This is a genomic window from Rhodospirillaceae bacterium (assembly GCA_002746255.1).
Taxonomy (GTDB): Bacteria; Pseudomonadota; Alphaproteobacteria.
This window is the reverse complement of sequence record NVWO01000008.1, coordinates 33251-50007: the sequence shown is the minus strand read 5'-3', so window position 1 is coordinate 50007 and position 16757 is coordinate 33251. Positions and strand designations below refer to the sequence as shown.

Below are 16757 nucleotides of genomic sequence, written 5' to 3'. Positions count from 1 at the left end.
CAGCGCCATCGCCGCCAGTTGATCCTGCCAAAGCTCAAGAAAACGGGCCGCCAAAACCTCAAGATCCGGGGTTTCCGGCTCCTTGGGTTGCTTTACCGGGGTTTCCGGCTCCTTGGGTTGTGACATGAGCGGATCATAAAACAGCCCCCGGCCAGATGACAGCGCCATACTGACAACGCCATGCTGCCCCTAGAGCCTATCTCGGCCTATGCCCCAAGGCGAAAAACCCTGCTATGCTGTGCTGCAGCAACGGCATTCGCAACCGCACAGGGTTCCCCCGTCATGAGCAGAAAAAAAACCGCTTCCGAAGGCGCCGGCCCCATCACCATTAAAAAATATGCCAACCGGCGACTCTACAACACGGCAACCAGCAGCTATGTCACGCTGGATGACCTCTGCAAAATGGTAAAAGAGAAAATGGACTTTGTCGTCTACGATGCGAAGACGGGCGAAGACCTGACCCGATCCGTGCTTACGCAAATCATCGTTGAAGAGGAAGCGAAAGGCCAAAACCTGCTTCCAATTAATTTTCTTCGTCAACTCATCGGTTTTTATGGAGATGGGCTCCAGGATGTTTTGCCAAGCTACCTGGAATGCTCAATGCAGAGCTTTACGAAAAACCAGGACAAGCTCCGCCACTACATGCAAGACACGTTTAGCGCGTCCCAGCCGTTTCATTCGTTCGAAGAAATCGGCAAACAGAACATGGCTATTTTTGAACGCGCGATGGAAAACTTCTCCCCTTTCGCCGGCCCCAATGGGAAACAAGAGCCGACAACAGCGGAAGACGTGGCGAGCGCCTCTGGTCCCGTCACACAATCCGTTCACGAGTTACAGGCGCGGCTTGACGTTATGCAGCGGCAACTGGAAGAACTTGCCAAGAAATCGAGCGCGTGAATCTTTCTGATCAGCTTTAGGCTCGGGCTTTTCCAGCTGCCATGATGGAAAGCGGCACGACGCTGGATTCCTTCAGCCACGGTCGCTCGATTTCTGGTCTGCCAAAATAATAGCCCTGCATTTGATGCACGCCCTGTGTGTAGAGGATGTCCACGTCCTCCTGCCTCTCGACACATTCCGCAACCGTCTTCATGTTCAATCCCTTCGCAAGATCAATCAGCATCTTTACGAGCAGCTGGTTCTCGTGGCTTTTCGACATGCCCATGACAAAACTGCCGTCGATTTTCAAAATATCGACCGGCAGCGCCTTTAAATGATGAAAGGATGTGAAACCGGCGCCAAAATCATCAAGCGCCACACGGCAGCCAAGCCCCCGCAACGTTGATACGAAACGGACTGATTCGGCGATGTCCTGTAGCAGCGCTGTCTCTGTAATCTCGATAATAAGGCGTCTTGCAATGCCCGGTCGGTCCCGCATGGCAAGGACGAATTTGCTTAGCCATGTCGGATCCGTAGCCGTAAGGCTGGAAACATTTAGAGCCAGTGAAACATTCGGATGTGCATCAAGCTCTTTCAGCGCCAAGTCGAGTGCGTAATGATCAATGAGACGCGCATAACCAAGCTGTTCGAGCACCGGCACAAACTTGGCCGCCGTAACAACACTTCCATCATCGCGCAACAGGCGCAGCAAACATTCATAATAGGAAACGCTATTTGTCTTGCACTCCACGATCGGCTGAAATGCAAAAACGAGGCGGCTTTCCTGAATGGCCTGTTGGACTTCGTGAAGTATGGCGAGATTTTTGCGTTGGCTGCGGCGACGCATTTTTGCCTGATGAAAGGGAATGTAGCAGTTGTATCCCATACGCCGCGCCTTCTCTAAGGCCATGTCCGCCTTCGCGAAAGCGTCGTGAGCCGTTTGGGCAACGTCCGGGAAGGCGGCACCTCCAATCGAGAGCGTGACGTCAATCGGCCCGTTCACCGTATCAACCGATACGCCTCGAACGGACTGCAACAGGGTCTCGGAAACGATCGGAATATCTTCTTCCGGGCAATGGGTCAGCACAACCCCGAAGCGATCCCTGCCAACGCGGTCGATCACGTCCGTTGCGCGCAGACAATTTTCCAGCTGTTGGCGGACGGCAGAGACAATGGAACTGATGGTTGCTTCGTCCATGACCTCGTCGTCAGTTTCAATCAACTGATCGACACCGACCGCAAGATAGCCGCCTGAACTTTCACCCTGCCGGCAATGATTGATGGCTTTTCTCAATGCGTCCACAAGCGCGGCACGGCCATATTGACCCGCGGCCTTGTCACAGAGAGCCTCACAGGGAGCATCGCCCCCAGCATCCCCCTGATCCACTTTCGGCCTTGAGATTAGCTGAAGAACGCCGCAGATCTTTACCGGCTCATCGAATTGATTGAAGGCAACCGTGGATCGCTCCTGAATCCAGCGCAAATCGCCATCCGAGGTGCGTATCCGGTATTCACATACAAATGGATTGCGAGAACTGTAGCGATCAACAAAGATTTCCTGAAGGCGGGTCAGGTCATCCGTTTCGATCAAAGCGTTCAGGCCGCTTCGAGTTGCAACTTTTTCCAACACCGGAAGATCAAGAATAGCGGGGGTGCAATCCGACCAAAGAATTGCGTCCGTTGCGAGGTCCCATTCGAAGATGGCCTCACCCAGGGCAGTCACGGCGGCATGCAAACGCGTTAATTTATCACGTTCTTCTGTCACCCCATCATTTTTTGCATCCTGCAAARTCATGCCTTCTACCTAAAGGCTCCCTCGTTATATGCCTTCTACTTGAAGAGCACCTTATACGTTTGAYCTANTCTGATCACGCAGACACGTTAAGAAGAYTCMYCTTTACAAAGGATTAATTCGCGTCATTTCCCGCAGATTAACCAATCTTTTTTCATGCGTGTACCTATGCCGGCGCACATCTTGGTTAACGTGTTCATTATTTCTTATGGTTAATGGATAGAAACCATTTAAAGACTTTTCGTCGATCGTCTATAATTTCTGCAGTTGTGATCATGTGCAATCTTTCTCACAAAGCAGTCCAATCAAAAAACTGCTTAATGAAGCCGGAGAAACGCCGAAACGATGGAAACATTCGGAACGGAAAGAGGCCCAGTTCAATCGGTTGCCTCTGTACATTTTTTGCATCGCTCGCCTGAGCGGGAAAGAAATTTCGCAGCCCAGGGTGAACGAAATCCTGTCGACGCCACCGATCTTCCGGGCGTCACCACGCGGCTGCCCGTTCTTGTCCAGGAACCGCGTCTTTCTCTGCACACGCCCCTTCCCTTTGCGGCGCAGCAAATCGCCCAGGAAACGCCCTTTTTTCCAGCCGCCGGCGGGCCGCATCAGCACCGCAAGGGCGTCTTGGCCTACCAAAAGATTGAGGTGTCCGACCTTCCCCTTTCCTCGCCCTTTGCGCCCCTAAGCGTCCGCGCCTAACCCCGCCACATCTTCAGATACTTAATCGACAGGCATGTCCTTGATTGCGTTGGTTGACGACACGTCATCCGACGCCTAGGTTCCCCGTCGCTGCCCGGAAAAACCGGAAAAACCGGAAAATCTGGCGCTTATGGGAATGAGTTGAACCATGTCCAATCGCGAGGCTGCAACCGCATGCAAGGCCTGGCCGTTTCAAGAAGCACGGCGCATCCTCGAACGCCTTCACGGGAAATGCCCTGAAAAGGGATATGTCCTTTTCGAAACCGGCTATGGCCCCTCGGGGCTTCCCCATATAGGAACCTTCGCGGAAGTCGTGCGCACGGCAATGGTCCAGCGCGCCTTTTCAACGCTGACAGACATCCCCACCCGTCTTTTTACCTTTTCCGACGACATGGACGGACTTCGCAAGGTGCCGGACAACGTCCCAAATCAGGCGATGCTGACCGAACATCTGGGCAAGCCACTAACCGCCATCCCAGATCCGTTTGGAACCCACGAAAGTTTTGGACATCACAACAATGCCCGCCTTTGCAGTTTCCTGGATGCGTTCGGATTCGACTATGAATTCCAGAGCGCCACGGAATGCTATCAAAGCGGCCGCTTCGATCCCTTCCTGCGCCAGGTTCTCGAACGTTATGACGACATCCTGAACGTCGTTCTGCCAATTCTTGGAAGCGAACGGAAAGCCACCTACAGCCCTTTTCTTCCCATTTCCCCAAAGACCGGCCGTGTGTTGCAAACGCCCATCATCGCAAGGGATACCACGGCGGGCACAATCACCTTTGTGGACGAAGATGGGACGCAGACCGAACTTCCTGTCACGGGCGGGCATTGCAAACTGCAATGGCGCGTGGATTGGGCGATGCGGTGGACGGCGCTGGATGTCGATTACGAAATGTCGGGAAAAGACCTGATCGATTCCGTGCGCCTGGGCAATCGCATCTGCCGCATTCTCGGCGGCACGCCGCCCGAAGGCTTTACCTATGAACTTTTTCTCGACGAGAATGGCGAGAAAATATCGAAGTCACGGGGAAACGGCATAAGCGTTGACGAATGGCTTCGCTACGCCCCACCGGAAAGCCTCAAACTTTTCATGTTTCAATCACCGAAAAAGGCAAAACGCCTTTATTTCGACGTGATCCCCAGGAATGTGGACGATTATCTAAGCTTTCTGGAAAAATACCCGGAGCAGAACCCGGACGAACGCTTGATAAATCCGGTTTGGCACATTCACAACGGGACCCCGCCGAAAGAAGATTTTCATCTGACCTATTCGATTTTGCTAAATCTTGCGAATGTCTGCCACGCTGAAGAAAGCACCGTTATATGGGAATATCTTTCCAGATACCGGCCAAAGGCAAACCCGCAGAACGCCCCTATTCTTGACGCGCTCACGAAACATGCCGTCCATTACTATCAGGACTTCGTTAAACCGGCGAAGCGTTACCGGGCACCCGACCCAACAGAACAAGCCGCCCTTCAGGACCTCGCCAAGGCGATTGAAGCCCTACCATCCGATGCCGATTCCGCAACCATCCAGACGGAACTTTATGAAATCGGCAAACGTCACCCCTTCCCCGATCTGAGAGCGTGGTTCAAGGCCCTCTATGAAATCCTTCTTGGCCAATCCCAGGGGCCGCGCATGGGATCCTTTATCGCCCTTTACGGCCTGGATGAAACCCGCGCCCTGATCCGCCAGGCGCTGGCCGGCGAACTTGTTCAGGGAAATCCAACAGATTAGACACCGCCAGACAAGGCCGCGCGGTTCACGCCGATGGTAATTGTTGCTTGCTCTGGCCAGTGACGACTGGCTGCCTATTGACTCACCCAAACGATGCGGGCCATCCATTCAACGTTTTCGATGGGAATGATGCGATCCCCATAGGCGCGATTGAGAGAAAGAAGCTCAATCTGCTTACTGCTCTGACGCTTTAGCTCCTTCGCTAAAACTTCGCCTTCCTTTGTTTTTAAAACGACCCGATCGCCCCGGCGAATGTTTGCCTGTGGCGAAACAACGACAATATCGCCGTCGCGATAAATCGGTTGCATGCTGTCGCCGCTGATCTCCAGCGCATAAGCGTGCGGGTCACGGCTTTTTGGAAAAACCGTCTCATCCCAGCCGCAGCCGGTTGGATAACCGGCGTCGTCAAAAAACCCTTGATCGCCCGCCTCGGCAAAACCGATGACCGGAACACGTTGCGCCAGACCCTCTGCGGCATCGCCCCCAAGGTAGATGAGAAAATCGCCAAAGCTGCAATCCATCGCCGCAAGAATTTTCGAGATGCTTTCCGTGCTGGGCCAACGCAGCTTCCCTTCCCGCGAGGTTCGCTTGCTTTTGTTAAAGGTTGTTGAATCCAAGCCAGCACGTCGCGCCAGGCCGGAAGGTGAAAGCCCATGGGCCCGGGCAAAACTATCGATAGCCGTCCAGATGTCGCTATGCCGCAGCATAAGAACATTTTCTTATAATTTTCCCACAATCTCATCAGGAATATTTTCTTATTTTTCTTGACAGGGGAATATATTCCTTCTTTTCTGGGTGGCAACGGGGCCGGCACCACGCCGTGGCCTCCTTGCCTGTGAGGACCCACCACCATGCGCAGCGAACGCTATGCCCCCAAGCCTTACCTCCCCCTCATCGACGAGCCTTTTTCTTCAGCGGAGGAAGCCTGGTTCTGGTTCGTGCAATGTTTTCAGGCACGCCGGGAGGGCGCGCGAATCCAGGCCGGGTGCGGCGAGACCACGCGCCCTTGCGACCCCGACGATGTGCTTGCGGTCGTCAACCGCCTTTACCGCAAGCGCCGGTTGCTGCGAGAACATCTTCTGGTGCTGACAGAATATGGCGAAAAATTGCTGCCGCCCGATGCAACCTATCCCAGGGAAGCAAGGGCCGCCTTTCTGTGGCAGGAGGCGCTGGACCGTCTGGCGCAGGTCTTGCGCAGGAAAGGCATCGTCCAATGAACGCGGGCAAGGCTGCAGACAACGGGCATGAAAAATCGCTTCACGCCCTCGTCATTTTTTCCGACCAGACGGACCTTCCCTGGCTACGCCTTCTAAGGCATGGCTTCCGCCATTGCTTCCTGGCAATCCTTCAGGGCTCCCGCTGGCTCATCTACGACCCGCTTGTCCGCCGAACCGAAATCACCGCGCTCGACCTGCCATTGGATTTTGACCTTGCGATCTGGTACCGCGCCCACGGGTTTCGCGTCGTCGCAACAACGATCCAGCCGGAACCGCCGCCACGGCATGGTTTGCGGCCCTGGGCGCTTTTTCCGATTTGCCCCTTTACCTGCGTCGAAGCGGTGAAGCGCGTATTGAGCATTCGGGCAACAACCATTTTTACGCCATGGCAGCTTTATCACCACCTTGGCTTACGAAACAGGCGACGCCATTTAACAAATATTTTTCCCTTGACGGGTCGATAAATTAGGATTAGATTCCTTTTTATCATCCCCATTTCCCCAAATTAAACACGCAGCGCCTCCCGGCCCCCCCCGGGAGGCGCTTTCCTTTTCACCTGCCTTTCAAAGAGGAGGCTGTTGATGGCCAGTTTGTTTCGCTCTCCAAGACCGCTACCGCCGGCACGCTTTTTTCCGCCGGCTCCCCTACCCGCCACCGTGCAGACGACGGATTCAGCAACGGCCAACGCGGCAGCCAAAACGGCCGCCAAAGCAACGGCGATCGAAAACAAGCGGCGGCGCGGGCGCGCCGTTCTCCGCCACCTCATGGCACGAACGCATCATCGCCACCTTGGACCAAACGCATCCGACGCCGCCCTTCGTTATCTCGAAGGACAACGTCAGCTTGTCGCCTATCTCGCCACCATGATTGAACGCGGCGGCGGTCGGATCAAACCCGATCCCGAACCCGTTATGGACTCATCACAAAACGATAAAAAAAGGAAATCGTTATGGACACGAATCTTTTAGCGACCCCGCCAGAGGCGGAGATGGAAGCCCCCCAGGACAGCCCGGAACAGCCGCCCATGGAACAAGCCCCTTCGGAACAGGCCGAAGCAACGCCATCCACCCCGGCGGAGGACATTCCGGAAAAGTTTCAGAACCCCGAAACCGGTGAAGTGCGCGTCGATGCGCTTGTCAAATCCTATCAGGCGCTCGAACGCAAACTCGGCACCATGATCAGCCTGCCAAACGAGAATACGACGGAAGATGAAATGCGCATTTTCCGAAAGGCGCTTGGCGTCCCCGATTCACCCGAAGAATACGAGTTGGATATCAAGAACGAGGCAATCACCCAGGACCCCGACGTCAACCAGCAGCTCTTTCAAGCAGGCTTTACCTCAAAACAGGCCCAGCTTGTCTATGACCTTGCTGTGGAAAAAGTGCTTCCCATCCTTGAAAACGCTGGCGCTGAATTTGAAGCGGAACGCGAGACGGCGCATTTGAAAACGCATTTCGGCGGCACGGAAAAATGGCGCGAGATGTCGAGCCAGCTTGCCTCCTGGGGAAAGGCACATCTTTCAGAGAACATCATGGGCGCACTCTCTTCAACCGCCGAAGGCATTCTCGTCATGCATCGAATGATGACGGAAGGCGAGCCTGCAATCCTGCGATCAAACAGCAGCGCCACCGGCACAAATGGCGAGAGCCAGTTGCACACAATGATGAAGGATCCGCGCTATTGGCGAGATCGTGACCCCGACTTCATCGACCGCGTCGCCAACGGCTTTCAGGAACTGTACCCAGAGCCGTCCGAAACCTGACTTTTAACCCTTTTCCGTCCAGGGAGAACCCAACCGGGCCCCAGGGACATTTGCGTGAACCCCGGCCGCACCGCGAGAACCGGGTGATTTTACGTGCGTTGTAACTCCGTCCCCCCTGAAATAAGAGGACCATTATGGCCACAACGATCGATCAAGCCTTTATCAAGCAGTTCGAACGGGAGGTCCACGAATCGTACCAGCGAATGGGCAGCAAGCTTCGCAACACCGTTCGCACGAAAAGCAACGTCCGTGGATCTTCCACCGTGTTCCAGAAAGTTGGCAAAGGAACCGCATCAACAAAAGCACGTCATGGTCAAGTGCCCGTGATGAACATCGACCACACGCCGGTCGAGTGCACGTTGGCGGATTATTACGCCGGCGACTGGGTTGATAAATTAGATGAGCTGAAGACCAACATCGACAAGCGTCACGTCATTGCCAATGCCGGCGCTTTTGCGCTGGGACGCAAGACGGACGAATTGATCATCACGCAATTTGACACCTCCACCAACTACGCAGGTGGCAACACGGATGGCCTGACAAAGGCAAAAGTGTTGACGGCGTTCGAGATGCTTGGTGAATCGGACGTTCCCGATGACGGTCAGCGCCATGCCATCATCGGCTGGAAACAGTGGAGCGATTTGCTGGAGATCCCGGAATTCGCAAACGCGGATTTCGTCGGTGACGACGCACTCCCCTGGCGCGGTACCCAGGCCAAATTCTGGCTCGGCACCCTATGGATGCCGCATTCCGGGCTGACGCTAAGCACCAGCGTACGGTCCTGCTTCTGGTACCACAAGACGGCCATTGGTCACGCCAGCGGTTCCGATATCACCACCGATGTCAGCTGGCATGGCGACCGCGCCGCCCACTTCATCAACAGTTCGATGTCGCAAGGTGCGTGCCTGGTTGACACCACCGGCATCGTCGTCATGCGCTGCCTGGAGAGTTAAACATGGCTTTTAAAACACAAGATCTTAGCGTCATCGGCTATGCCAATGGCTTTACCCTCTGGCACTACACCACAACCGATACGGCAGCAACGGTCGACACATCCGGCTATTTCAACGACGCTGCCGATGTCATCCGTGTCGGTGACATGGTGCTTGCAAATGTGGACACCGGCGGCACGATGGCGGCCGGCATGTTCCTCGTATCAAGCAACACGGGCACGGTCGTCGACATCGACGACATTACGGCCTTCGGCGGCACGGACACGGACTAAGTCCAAAACGCCCCCTCGCAACTTGCCTTGTCTTTTGGCCCCGCAGCTTTTGCTGCGGGGCCTTCCTTTTTCCAAGATTGGAGGTTTCCCATGGCGTTGAGCAGCATCGCGCTTTGCTCGCGTGCGCTTATCAAGATCGGCTCAAATCCTATTTCCGCGTTCGACGAAGGAACGGCAGAAGCGGATGTGGCCGCCAACCTCTACCCTTCTGTGCGGGATGCCCTTCTTTCCATTCACCCATGGACCTTTGCGACCGGTCAGATGGCCCTTCCACAATTGGTTGCAGAGCCGGTCGCTGATTTTATTTACGCCTTTCAACTGCCACCGGATTTTCTGCGCGCCCTTTCCGTGGGCGATGGCGGCCGCGGCCGGGGTGTGACGTACCGGATTGCTGAACAGCGCATTCATGCGAATGCGGCAACCGTCACCCTGACCTACGTCTTTCGTCCCGGCGAAGCGACCTTTCCGCCCTTCTTCGACCAGGCGCTGATTGCCAGGCTTGCCGCAGAATTCACCATTCCCATTACCGAAAGCACGAGTCGCTCTGAAGCGCTTTTTCGCCTTGCAGAAAAAGAAATCCGAAATGCACGAATGATTGATTCGCAGCAAGAAACGCCCGCCGCAATCGAGGATTTTACACTCGTCGGGGTGCGAAGCTAATGCCCCGCATTCACAAAACAAAAGCGAGTTTCACCGCAGGCGAGCTATCGCCACTTCTTTATGGCCGCAGCGACCTCCGCGCCTATGCCAATGGGGCGGCAAAACTGCGCAACACGTTTATCTTTCCAACGGGCGGCGTGCAACGGCGGGCCGGACTGCGTTTCATCGACACGGCATTAGGCACCGGCAGGTTAATCGCCTTCGAATTCAACACCGAGCAGGTCTACCTGCTCGTCTTTACCGATTTTCAGATAGATGTTTACCGCGACGGGCAGCGGGTTGCCGGGATCACGACACCCTGGAGCGCCGCGATGCTCCCCCAGATCAACTGGACGCAGAGCGCCGACACCCTTCTTGTCGTTCACCCGGACGTTCCGCCACAAAACATTACCCGGACATCGGATACCGCATGGGCAATTGATTCGTGGAGTTACGTGATGGATGCCGAAGGCATGCATCAGCCTTATTTCAAGTTCGTCAACGAAGCCATTCAGATACAGCCAAGCGCGACGACCGGCGCCATCACCCTGACGGCCACGGGCGACGTCTTCGTCAGCGACCATGGCGGGACGCGTTTTCGAATTGAGGAGAAGGAAGTCACGATCCTCGGCGTGACGTCCCCAACCCAGGCGACCGCCAGCGTCCTGGAAACTCTGAACTCAACCAATTCCACCAAGAACTGGGACGAACCCGCCTTTTCCAAGGTTTACGGCTATCCGGTTTCCGTTGCCTTCCATCAGGACCGGCTGATCGTTGGCGGGTCCAGGAACCTTCCAAACCGGCTCTGGATGTCAAAATCCTCCGACATCTTCAACTTCAATGTCGGCACCGGGCTTGACGATGAAGCCATCGAATTTGGAATCCTTTCCGATCAGGTCAACGCCATTCGCGCGGTCTTCTCGGGCCGGCATTTGCAGGTCTTTACCTCTGGCGCCGAATGGATGGTAACGGGCGACCCGCTGACACCAACGACCGTGCAGCTGCGCCGCCAAACCCGTATCGGCTCCCCCATCGACCGCAGCCTGCCACCAATCAACGTCGATGGTGCAACGCTATTTCTGGCCCGGAACAACAAGGAAATACGGGAATTTCTTTTCACGGATGTCGAGCAGGCCTATCAGGCAAACGACCTGGCCCTGCTATCCCAACATTTGATGAACACGCCCGTCGATCAGGATTTCGATCAATCCCGCCGGCTTGTGCACATCGTGATGAACGATGGCAGCCTTGCCACGGTAACCGCCTTTCGGGCCGAGCAGGTGACCGCCTGGACACTACAGGAAACGGATGGAAATTTTCTTTCCGTCGCGGTGGTTGGCAACGACGTTTACGTCCTTGTTCAGCGCGCCAGCGGCATCCTGATCGAACAGTTCGACGAAAGTTTCTACACCGATTCAGCGCTTAGCGGTCAAAGCGGTACGCCCACAACCACCTGGAGCGGGTTGGACCATCTGGAAGGAACGACGGTAAAAATTATTGCCGATGGGATCTTCCAACAAGACGCCATCGTAACCGGCGGCAGCATTACCCTGGACGAACCGGCATCAAGCGTCGAAATCGGCCTGCCCTACACGCATGTTATCGAACCCCTGCCACCCACCTTCGACGGACCGTTCGGAAACCGTCAGGGGGCTGCCCTGCGCCTTATCGAGGCCGTCTTCCATCTCCACGAGACGAAGGCGATGCACGTCGATGTCGGCAACGGATTAAAAGAACTTTCCTTCAAGGCACTGGGTGTCCCCAGCATTCTGGACGCCGCCCCCGTCGCCTTTACCGGCAACAAACGGGTCCGCGCTCTCGGCTGGAAAAGAACGGGGATCGCCCCCCTTTGGCGCATTGCACAGGACACGCCGGTTCCCTTCACCCTTTTGTCCGTCACAACCGAAACCATGGTGAACGACTAATGGCAGCTTTAGCTACGATTGCAACGCTCGGTCTCAATATTTTTTCCTCACAACAGCAGGCACGCGCCCAGTCCCAACAGAACCTGGCGCAATTTGCCGCGAACGACGCCAACGCCAAGGCACAAATTGCCACGCTTCAGAGAACCGGCGCGATTGAGGAACAACGCCGCCGCGATCTTCTGGAAAAAGAAACCGCCGCACGACGCGCCCGTTTTGCTGGGCGGGGGCTTGCGTCCAGCGACGGGTCTGCCGCCGCAGTCCTTGGCGGACTGGCAGAAGAAAGCAAGCTGGCAAACCGGGAAGATGCCTTCCTTCGCAACGAACGCATCCGCGAGTTGGAAGCGGTGCGGCTGTCAAGGGGCCGCATCGACCTTTTGCAGGCAGCGGACGCCAGGGCGCGCGGGCGTCTGCGCACGCTTCAAAGAGGCATCCCTCTCCTGCAAAAAGCCGGCACGTCGCTGTTTGATCGCTAACCCCAAAACACCCCCTATAACCGAAAGAGGTTTCAAGCATGACTGAACTCACCGTCGGTGACGTGCGGCCACGCGTGCAATATACGGCCGATGGCACACAGACAATTTTCACCTATCCCTTCCCAATTTTTGACGCCGCCGATCTCGAAGTGTTTTTCGACGATGGTGCAACGCCGACGTCCCACACAATTACCGGAATCGGCAACAGCAATGGCGGCACCGTCGTTTTCGATGCGCCACCCACAAATAGCATCCGCATTACCATCCGGCGCGATGCACCAGTCGAACGCAGCACGGATTTTCAGGAAGGCGGCGATTTTCGAGCCGCCGCCATCAACGAAGAACTCGATAAACTGACGATGTTCGTGCAAACGGTTGCAAGCACTGCGCAAGACGCCCTGCGCCAGAAAACCCACGACATCGACACCGACATGACCCTGCCGCCGGTTGCAACACGAGCAAACAAGCTGCTTGGCTTTGGACAGTTTGGCGAACCCGCAGCCTTTGACCGCGCCGCGACGGAGGCCGACCCCAACCTTGGCGGCGAGTCGAATGAGGGTCTCAATCTGGGCGGCGGTGAAGGCGTCTTTGCACAGAAATCCGGGGTGACCCTGCGCTTCAAATCCCTGATTGCCGGCAGTGGCGTCGGCCTTGCCGCAGATGCAAATGAAATTACCCTTTCCGGCACCGAGCTTGATCTGCTCACCACCCAAGGGGACCTTGTTTCCCAGGGTGTCTCAACGCCAGAACGTCTGGCACTGGGCACGGTCGATCAGGTGCTGAAGGTCAACGGCGCTGGAACAAACCTCGGCTGGGAAACCCTAAAGACCCTTGCCGGCACTCAGGTTGATTTTCAGACCTTCGCGATTGCGACGGATTCGGCGATAAGCTTCACCCCTCCTAAAAACAGTGGCATCGCCCTTGCGTTTGGCCTGAACCAGTTTGGCGATTCGGGCGGCGCGCTCTTCTCCTGGCGAACGGATGGGTTCCGCTTTTGCGATTTGATCGCAAACATCACCGGTGTCGAAGCAACCACCGGCGCCTTGACCGGCACAACGGGAAACACAAACACCGTCACCTATTCGACCCATACGGACGGCAAGCTGTACATCGAAAACAGGCTCACTAGTACGCGCAACATCGCCATCCTGCTGTTCGCCACGGATCCTGCCTGATGCCAAAGAAAATGCGCACCCTGCGCGGGCAGATACATGCCGCCCTTCCCGGTCTGATGGAAAAGGCGCTGATCGGCTATCGCCATTTTGCCGCCGAAACGCAGCCACGGGACCCCAAAGGGTTTGCCGCCCATCACGCCGCATGTCGCGCCGCACTTTCCCACATGGAATTGCTGGTTCGACTCGCGCGTTGGGCAGAAACAAATGAAAGCGATGGTGAGGAAACGAATGAAGACATGGAAAAGCTGATTACCGAAGCACGCACCGCCCTGACGGAAAGGGTTGATGAAGAATGAGCAGGCCGACATTTCCGGAATTCATCTGGATCTGGAATCGCCTGCAAAATCTGTCCACGCCAAAGCTGCATCTGGAGATGGCAACCTGGCTGGACGCACGCTGGCAGGCAGGCGATCGCGAACTTCTTCTGCTTGCCTTCCGCGACAGTGGGAAATCGACACTCGTCGGGCTGTTTGCCGCCTGGCTGCTTAGCAACAACCGGAATTTGCGCATCCTCGTGCTTGCCGCCGAACAGGATTTGGCAAACAAGATGGTGCGCAACGTCAAACAGATCATCGAACGCCACCCCCTGACCCGGAGCCTGAAACCAAAGCGAGCGGACCAATGGGCCGCGTCCCGGTTTACCGTCAACCGAATGATGCGGCTTCGCGACCCATCGATGCTTGGGCGCGGCATCAATGCGAATGTGACCGGAAGCCGTGCGGACCTTGTTCTTTGCGACGACGTTGAAGTGCCAAACACCTGTGGCACACTTCCAAAGCGCATGGATTTGCGTGTGAAGCTTGCCGAAATCGACTATGTGCTGGTGCCAAACGGCCTGCAGCTCTACATCGGAACGCCACACACCTATTACACCGTCTATGCGGAACACCCACAGCCGGAAGCCGGTGAAACCCGGGCGTTCCTTGAGGGCTTCAAGCGTCTGGAACTGCCGCTGCTGGACGCGAAGGGGAAAAGCCGCTGGCCGGAACGCTTTTCCGCGCAAAAGATTGCCGCCATCAAGCGCCGTAGCGGGCCCAATAAATTTGCCAGCCAGATGTTGCTGCGCTCGGTGAATATAATGGAAAGCCGCCTCGACCCGGACCGCCTGCGCCTTTACGACGGCGAATTAAATTACCGCGAATCGAACCGCGTCGCGACCCTGACCCTTGAAGGAAAGCGGCTGGTTTCCGCAAGCTGTTGGTGGGACCCCGCCTTTGGCGCGCCGGAACGCGGGGACAAGAACGTCATTGCCGCCGTTTATACGGATGAGGAAGGCGGCTATTGGCTGCATCGCGTGCGTTATTTCGTCTGGGACCCGCGATCAAAAGACGATGAAGCAACCCAGCTTTGCCGCCAGGTAACGAAATTTCTAAAAGAACTGCACCTGCCGAGCATGCATCTGGAAACGAACGGGCTTGGGCGTTTTCTGCCCGGGCTGCTCCGGCGCGAGGTTGCAAAAGACGGCCTTGGCACCAGCGTTCTTGAGGCCGTTTCGACCCGCTCCAAAGACCGGCGCATTCTCGATGCGTTCGACGCCGTGCTTGCAGCAGGTGCCCTGCATGCCCATCGCAGCGTCTGGGAAACCCCGTTCATTATCGAAATGCGTGAATGGCAACCCGGCCTGCGCGTTCAAGACGACGGCCTCGATGCCGTCAGCGGCTGTTTGCTTGCCGAACCCGTCCGCCTGCCCGTCACCCCGGCGCCAAACCGTCAGGACTGGCGCGGCAGCGCAAATGTCATCGCGAAAATTGATTTTAAGGTTTGAACCAGGAGACCCACATGCAACCTCATTGGAACGCCGATCTTATCTGGTGGATTACCGCCGTCGAAATTCCAGCACTGGCCGGTTTGTTCTGGCTTATCTGGCGGGCTCGGGGCGAGTGGCAGGAATCGCTTCTACGCCTGCACCGCATCTTCGAAGAAGGGATCGATGCCAATCGCGATACCCTTGCCGCCTTCAAACTGGAAGTCGCAAAATCTTACGCGTCGATCGCGCTGCTCAAGGATGTCGAAAACCGGATCACGCGGCATTTGCAGCGGATCGAAGACAAGCTCGACAACCAGATCGCGAGACGGCGATGACCGCCCGGGAAGACGCGCGCAAAAGCACGCGGCAGCTTGCCCGCCTGCTAGCAACGACAATCTGTGCAGAAAGCCAGGCGACCCACGCCAATCCCCATCCGGGAAATGTCCGCGACATGGAGGCCATTGCGGCCACGATCCTGAACCGCGCCGCCCGGGAAAGGCAAAACGGGATGCCCGGGAATCGTTGCGCTCAGATTTGCCGCGAAAATCTGGCCGCCCACCCGGTTGCACCGGGTGCGGACACACCGCTGTTCCGCATTGCCCTTCGCATTGCCACCCGCGCCCTTGCCGGCGTGCTTGTTGACCCGACCGAGGGCGCCATCCGGTTTCACCCGCACGACCGCTTTCCGGTCTGGGCCAGGGGATGCACGCCCGTCGCCGAGATTGGCGATCATCTTTATTATCGGGAGGAAATCTAGATGCTGGCCGCCCTGCTTGCCCAGATCGGGCTTCCGCTTTTAATCAACACGGTCGGCAGCGCCCTTGGCATGGTCGATCACCCGGCGGCAAAATCGGCCGCTGATGCGCTGAAAAATGTCGGCAACGCCATTGCGAAAGGCGCGATCCCGCCGGAAGCCGTGCGCGCAGCAAACCGGCATGTCGAACGCATGGCGAAAATAGATGCCGACCGGGAAACAAAAATCCTCCGCGAAATCAACGCGACGATCCGAACCGAAGTGCATTCAAACGACCCCTTTGTCCGGCGGATGCGCCCCACATTCGGCTATATTCTGGCCGCGACCTGGCTTGCCCAGATGCTGGCCGTCGCCTATGTGATCGCCTTTGATCCGGCGCGCGCCGGGGCCGTCATCGGCGCCATGGCTTCCTTAAGTACGATCTGGAGCGTGGGCCTCGCGGTCCTTGGGATTTACGTCTACAAGCGGTCGAATGAAAAAATGGGCGGGCGCTGAGTTACTTTCCAGCCCGGGTCATCGCCTTGTAGATGGCAATCGCACTTTCCGCCGAGGACGCCCCAGCGGCGATGCCGTCTGAAATTTTCTTTTCCGAAGGCTCGGCCTCAACCAGCAAAATGCCCACGCGCTGATAGGCCGCGAACAGATCAAGCGAGAGACGATACGGGCCGCTTGTGCCAGATCTACCGAACGGGTTTTCCATAACGGAATGGAGCGTAACGGAAATTCCTTACC

The 16757-nt window shown here is 56.5% G+C and carries 21 protein-coding genes; 18 read left to right on the top strand and 3 right to left on the bottom strand.

Annotated elements, in window-relative coordinates; translation table 11 throughout:
- Positions 1-282: 282 nt before the first annotated feature.
- A complete protein-coding gene (gene phaR / locus COA65_06380) occupies positions 283-897 on the top strand; it encodes a polyhydroxyalkanoate synthesis repressor PhaR (protein PCJ59384.1) in 615 nt (204 codons plus the stop codon).
- Between the two features lie 16 nt (positions 898-913).
- Here phaR and COA65_06375 read toward each other — a convergent pair whose 3' ends face one another.
- Positions 914-2671, bottom strand: a complete 1758-nt coding sequence (locus tag COA65_06375; GenBank protein ID PCJ59383.1) for a hypothetical protein — start codon at positions 2669-2671, stop codon at positions 914-916.
- Between the two features lie 399 nt (positions 2672-3070).
- Between COA65_06375 and COA65_06370 the strand changes: the two genes are divergently transcribed.
- Positions 3071-3367: a hypothetical protein gene (locus tag COA65_06370; GenBank protein ID PCJ59382.1), complete on the top strand. Its 297-nt coding sequence runs from the start codon at positions 3071-3073 to the stop codon at positions 3365-3367.
- A 148-nt stretch (positions 3368-3515) separates the two neighbouring features.
- Positions 3516-5108: a lysine--tRNA ligase gene (locus COA65_06365; protein PCJ59381.1), complete on the top strand. Its 1593-nt coding sequence runs from the start codon at positions 3516-3518 to the stop codon at positions 5106-5108.
- Positions 5109-5182: 74 nt separating this feature from the next.
- Here the strand turns inward: COA65_06365 and COA65_06360 are convergent, their stop codons facing one another.
- Positions 5183-5815, bottom strand: coding sequence for a DNA-binding protein (locus COA65_06360; GenBank protein ID PCJ59380.1), 633 nt, complete (start codon positions 5813-5815; stop codon positions 5183-5185).
- A 144-nt stretch (positions 5816-5959) separates the two neighbouring features.
- Between COA65_06360 and COA65_06355 the strand changes: the two genes are divergently transcribed.
- The 15 genes from COA65_06355 to COA65_06285 all read left to right on the top strand — a co-directional run bounded on the left by COA65_06355 (position 5960) and on the right by COA65_06285 (position 16520).
- Positions 5960-6325 carry a hypothetical protein gene (locus tag COA65_06355; protein PCJ59379.1) on the top strand — a complete coding sequence of 122 codons (366 nt, stop codon included), beginning with the start codon at positions 5960-5962 and terminating at the stop codon, positions 6323-6325.
- Positions 6322-6789 (top strand): hypothetical protein, encoded by a 468-nt coding sequence (locus COA65_06350; protein ID PCJ59378.1) that lies wholly within the window; start codon positions 6322-6324, stop codon positions 6787-6789. Before COA65_06355 ends, COA65_06350 begins: the two co-directional genes overlap by 4 nt.
- A gap of 192 nt (positions 6790-6981) precedes the next feature.
- Complete coding sequence (locus tag COA65_06345) at positions 6982-7293, top strand: hypothetical protein (protein ID PCJ59377.1); 312 nt, start codon at positions 6982-6984, stop codon at positions 7291-7293.
- A 20-nt stretch (positions 7294-7313) separates the two neighbouring features.
- Positions 7314-8087 (top strand): hypothetical protein, encoded by a 774-nt coding sequence (locus COA65_06340; protein PCJ59376.1) that lies wholly within the window; start codon positions 7314-7316, stop codon positions 8085-8087.
- 134 nt (positions 8088-8221) lie between these two features.
- Entirely contained in the window at positions 8222-9040 is an 819-nt protein-coding gene (locus tag COA65_06335) for a hypothetical protein (protein PCJ59375.1), read from the top strand.
- A gap of 2 nt (positions 9041-9042) precedes the next feature.
- A complete protein-coding gene (locus COA65_06330) occupies positions 9043-9312 on the top strand; it encodes a hypothetical protein (GenBank protein PCJ59374.1) in 270 nt (89 codons plus the stop codon).
- Between the two features lie 90 nt (positions 9313-9402).
- Positions 9403-9972: a hypothetical protein gene (locus tag COA65_06325; protein ID PCJ59373.1), complete on the top strand. Its 570-nt coding sequence runs from the start codon at positions 9403-9405 to the stop codon at positions 9970-9972.
- Entirely contained in the window at positions 9972-11876 is a 1905-nt protein-coding gene (locus COA65_06320) for a hypothetical protein (GenBank protein PCJ59372.1), read from the top strand. Before COA65_06325 ends, COA65_06320 begins: the two co-directional genes overlap by 1 nt.
- A complete protein-coding gene (locus COA65_06315; GenBank protein PCJ59371.1) occupies positions 11876-12349 on the top strand; it encodes a hypothetical protein in 474 nt (157 codons plus the stop codon). Before COA65_06320 ends, COA65_06315 begins: the two co-directional genes overlap by 1 nt.
- Before the next feature lie 38 nt (positions 12350-12387).
- Positions 12388-13524, top strand: coding sequence for a hypothetical protein (locus tag COA65_06310; GenBank protein ID PCJ59370.1), 1137 nt, complete (start codon positions 12388-12390; stop codon positions 13522-13524).
- Positions 13524-13820 carry a hypothetical protein gene (locus COA65_06305; GenBank protein ID PCJ59369.1) on the top strand — a complete coding sequence of 99 codons (297 nt, stop codon included), beginning with the start codon at positions 13524-13526 and terminating at the stop codon, positions 13818-13820. Before COA65_06310 ends, COA65_06305 begins: the two co-directional genes overlap by 1 nt.
- Positions 13817-15289 (top strand): hypothetical protein, encoded by a 1473-nt coding sequence (locus tag COA65_06300; GenBank protein PCJ59368.1) that lies wholly within the window; start codon positions 13817-13819, stop codon positions 15287-15289. The genes COA65_06305 and COA65_06300 overlap by 4 nt, the downstream gene beginning before the upstream one ends.
- Positions 15290-15303: 14 nt before the next feature.
- On the top strand, positions 15304-15606 hold the full coding sequence (locus COA65_06295; GenBank protein ID PCJ59367.1) for a hypothetical protein: 303 nt from the start codon (positions 15304-15306) through the stop codon (positions 15604-15606).
- On the top strand, positions 15603-16028 hold the full coding sequence (locus COA65_06290; protein ID PCJ59366.1) for a hypothetical protein: 426 nt from the start codon (positions 15603-15605) through the stop codon (positions 16026-16028). The genes COA65_06295 and COA65_06290 overlap by 4 nt, the downstream gene beginning before the upstream one ends.
- Entirely contained in the window at positions 16029-16520 is a 492-nt protein-coding gene (locus tag COA65_06285) for a ribokinase (GenBank protein ID PCJ59365.1), read from the top strand.
- A 1-nt stretch (position 16521) separates the two neighbouring features.
- On the opposite strand, the gene COA65_06280 is transcribed toward COA65_06285, so the two are convergent.
- Positions 16522-16725 (bottom strand): hypothetical protein, encoded by a 204-nt coding sequence (locus COA65_06280; GenBank protein PCJ59364.1) that lies wholly within the window; start codon positions 16723-16725, stop codon positions 16522-16524.
- Between the last annotated feature and the right edge of the window lie 32 nt (positions 16726-16757).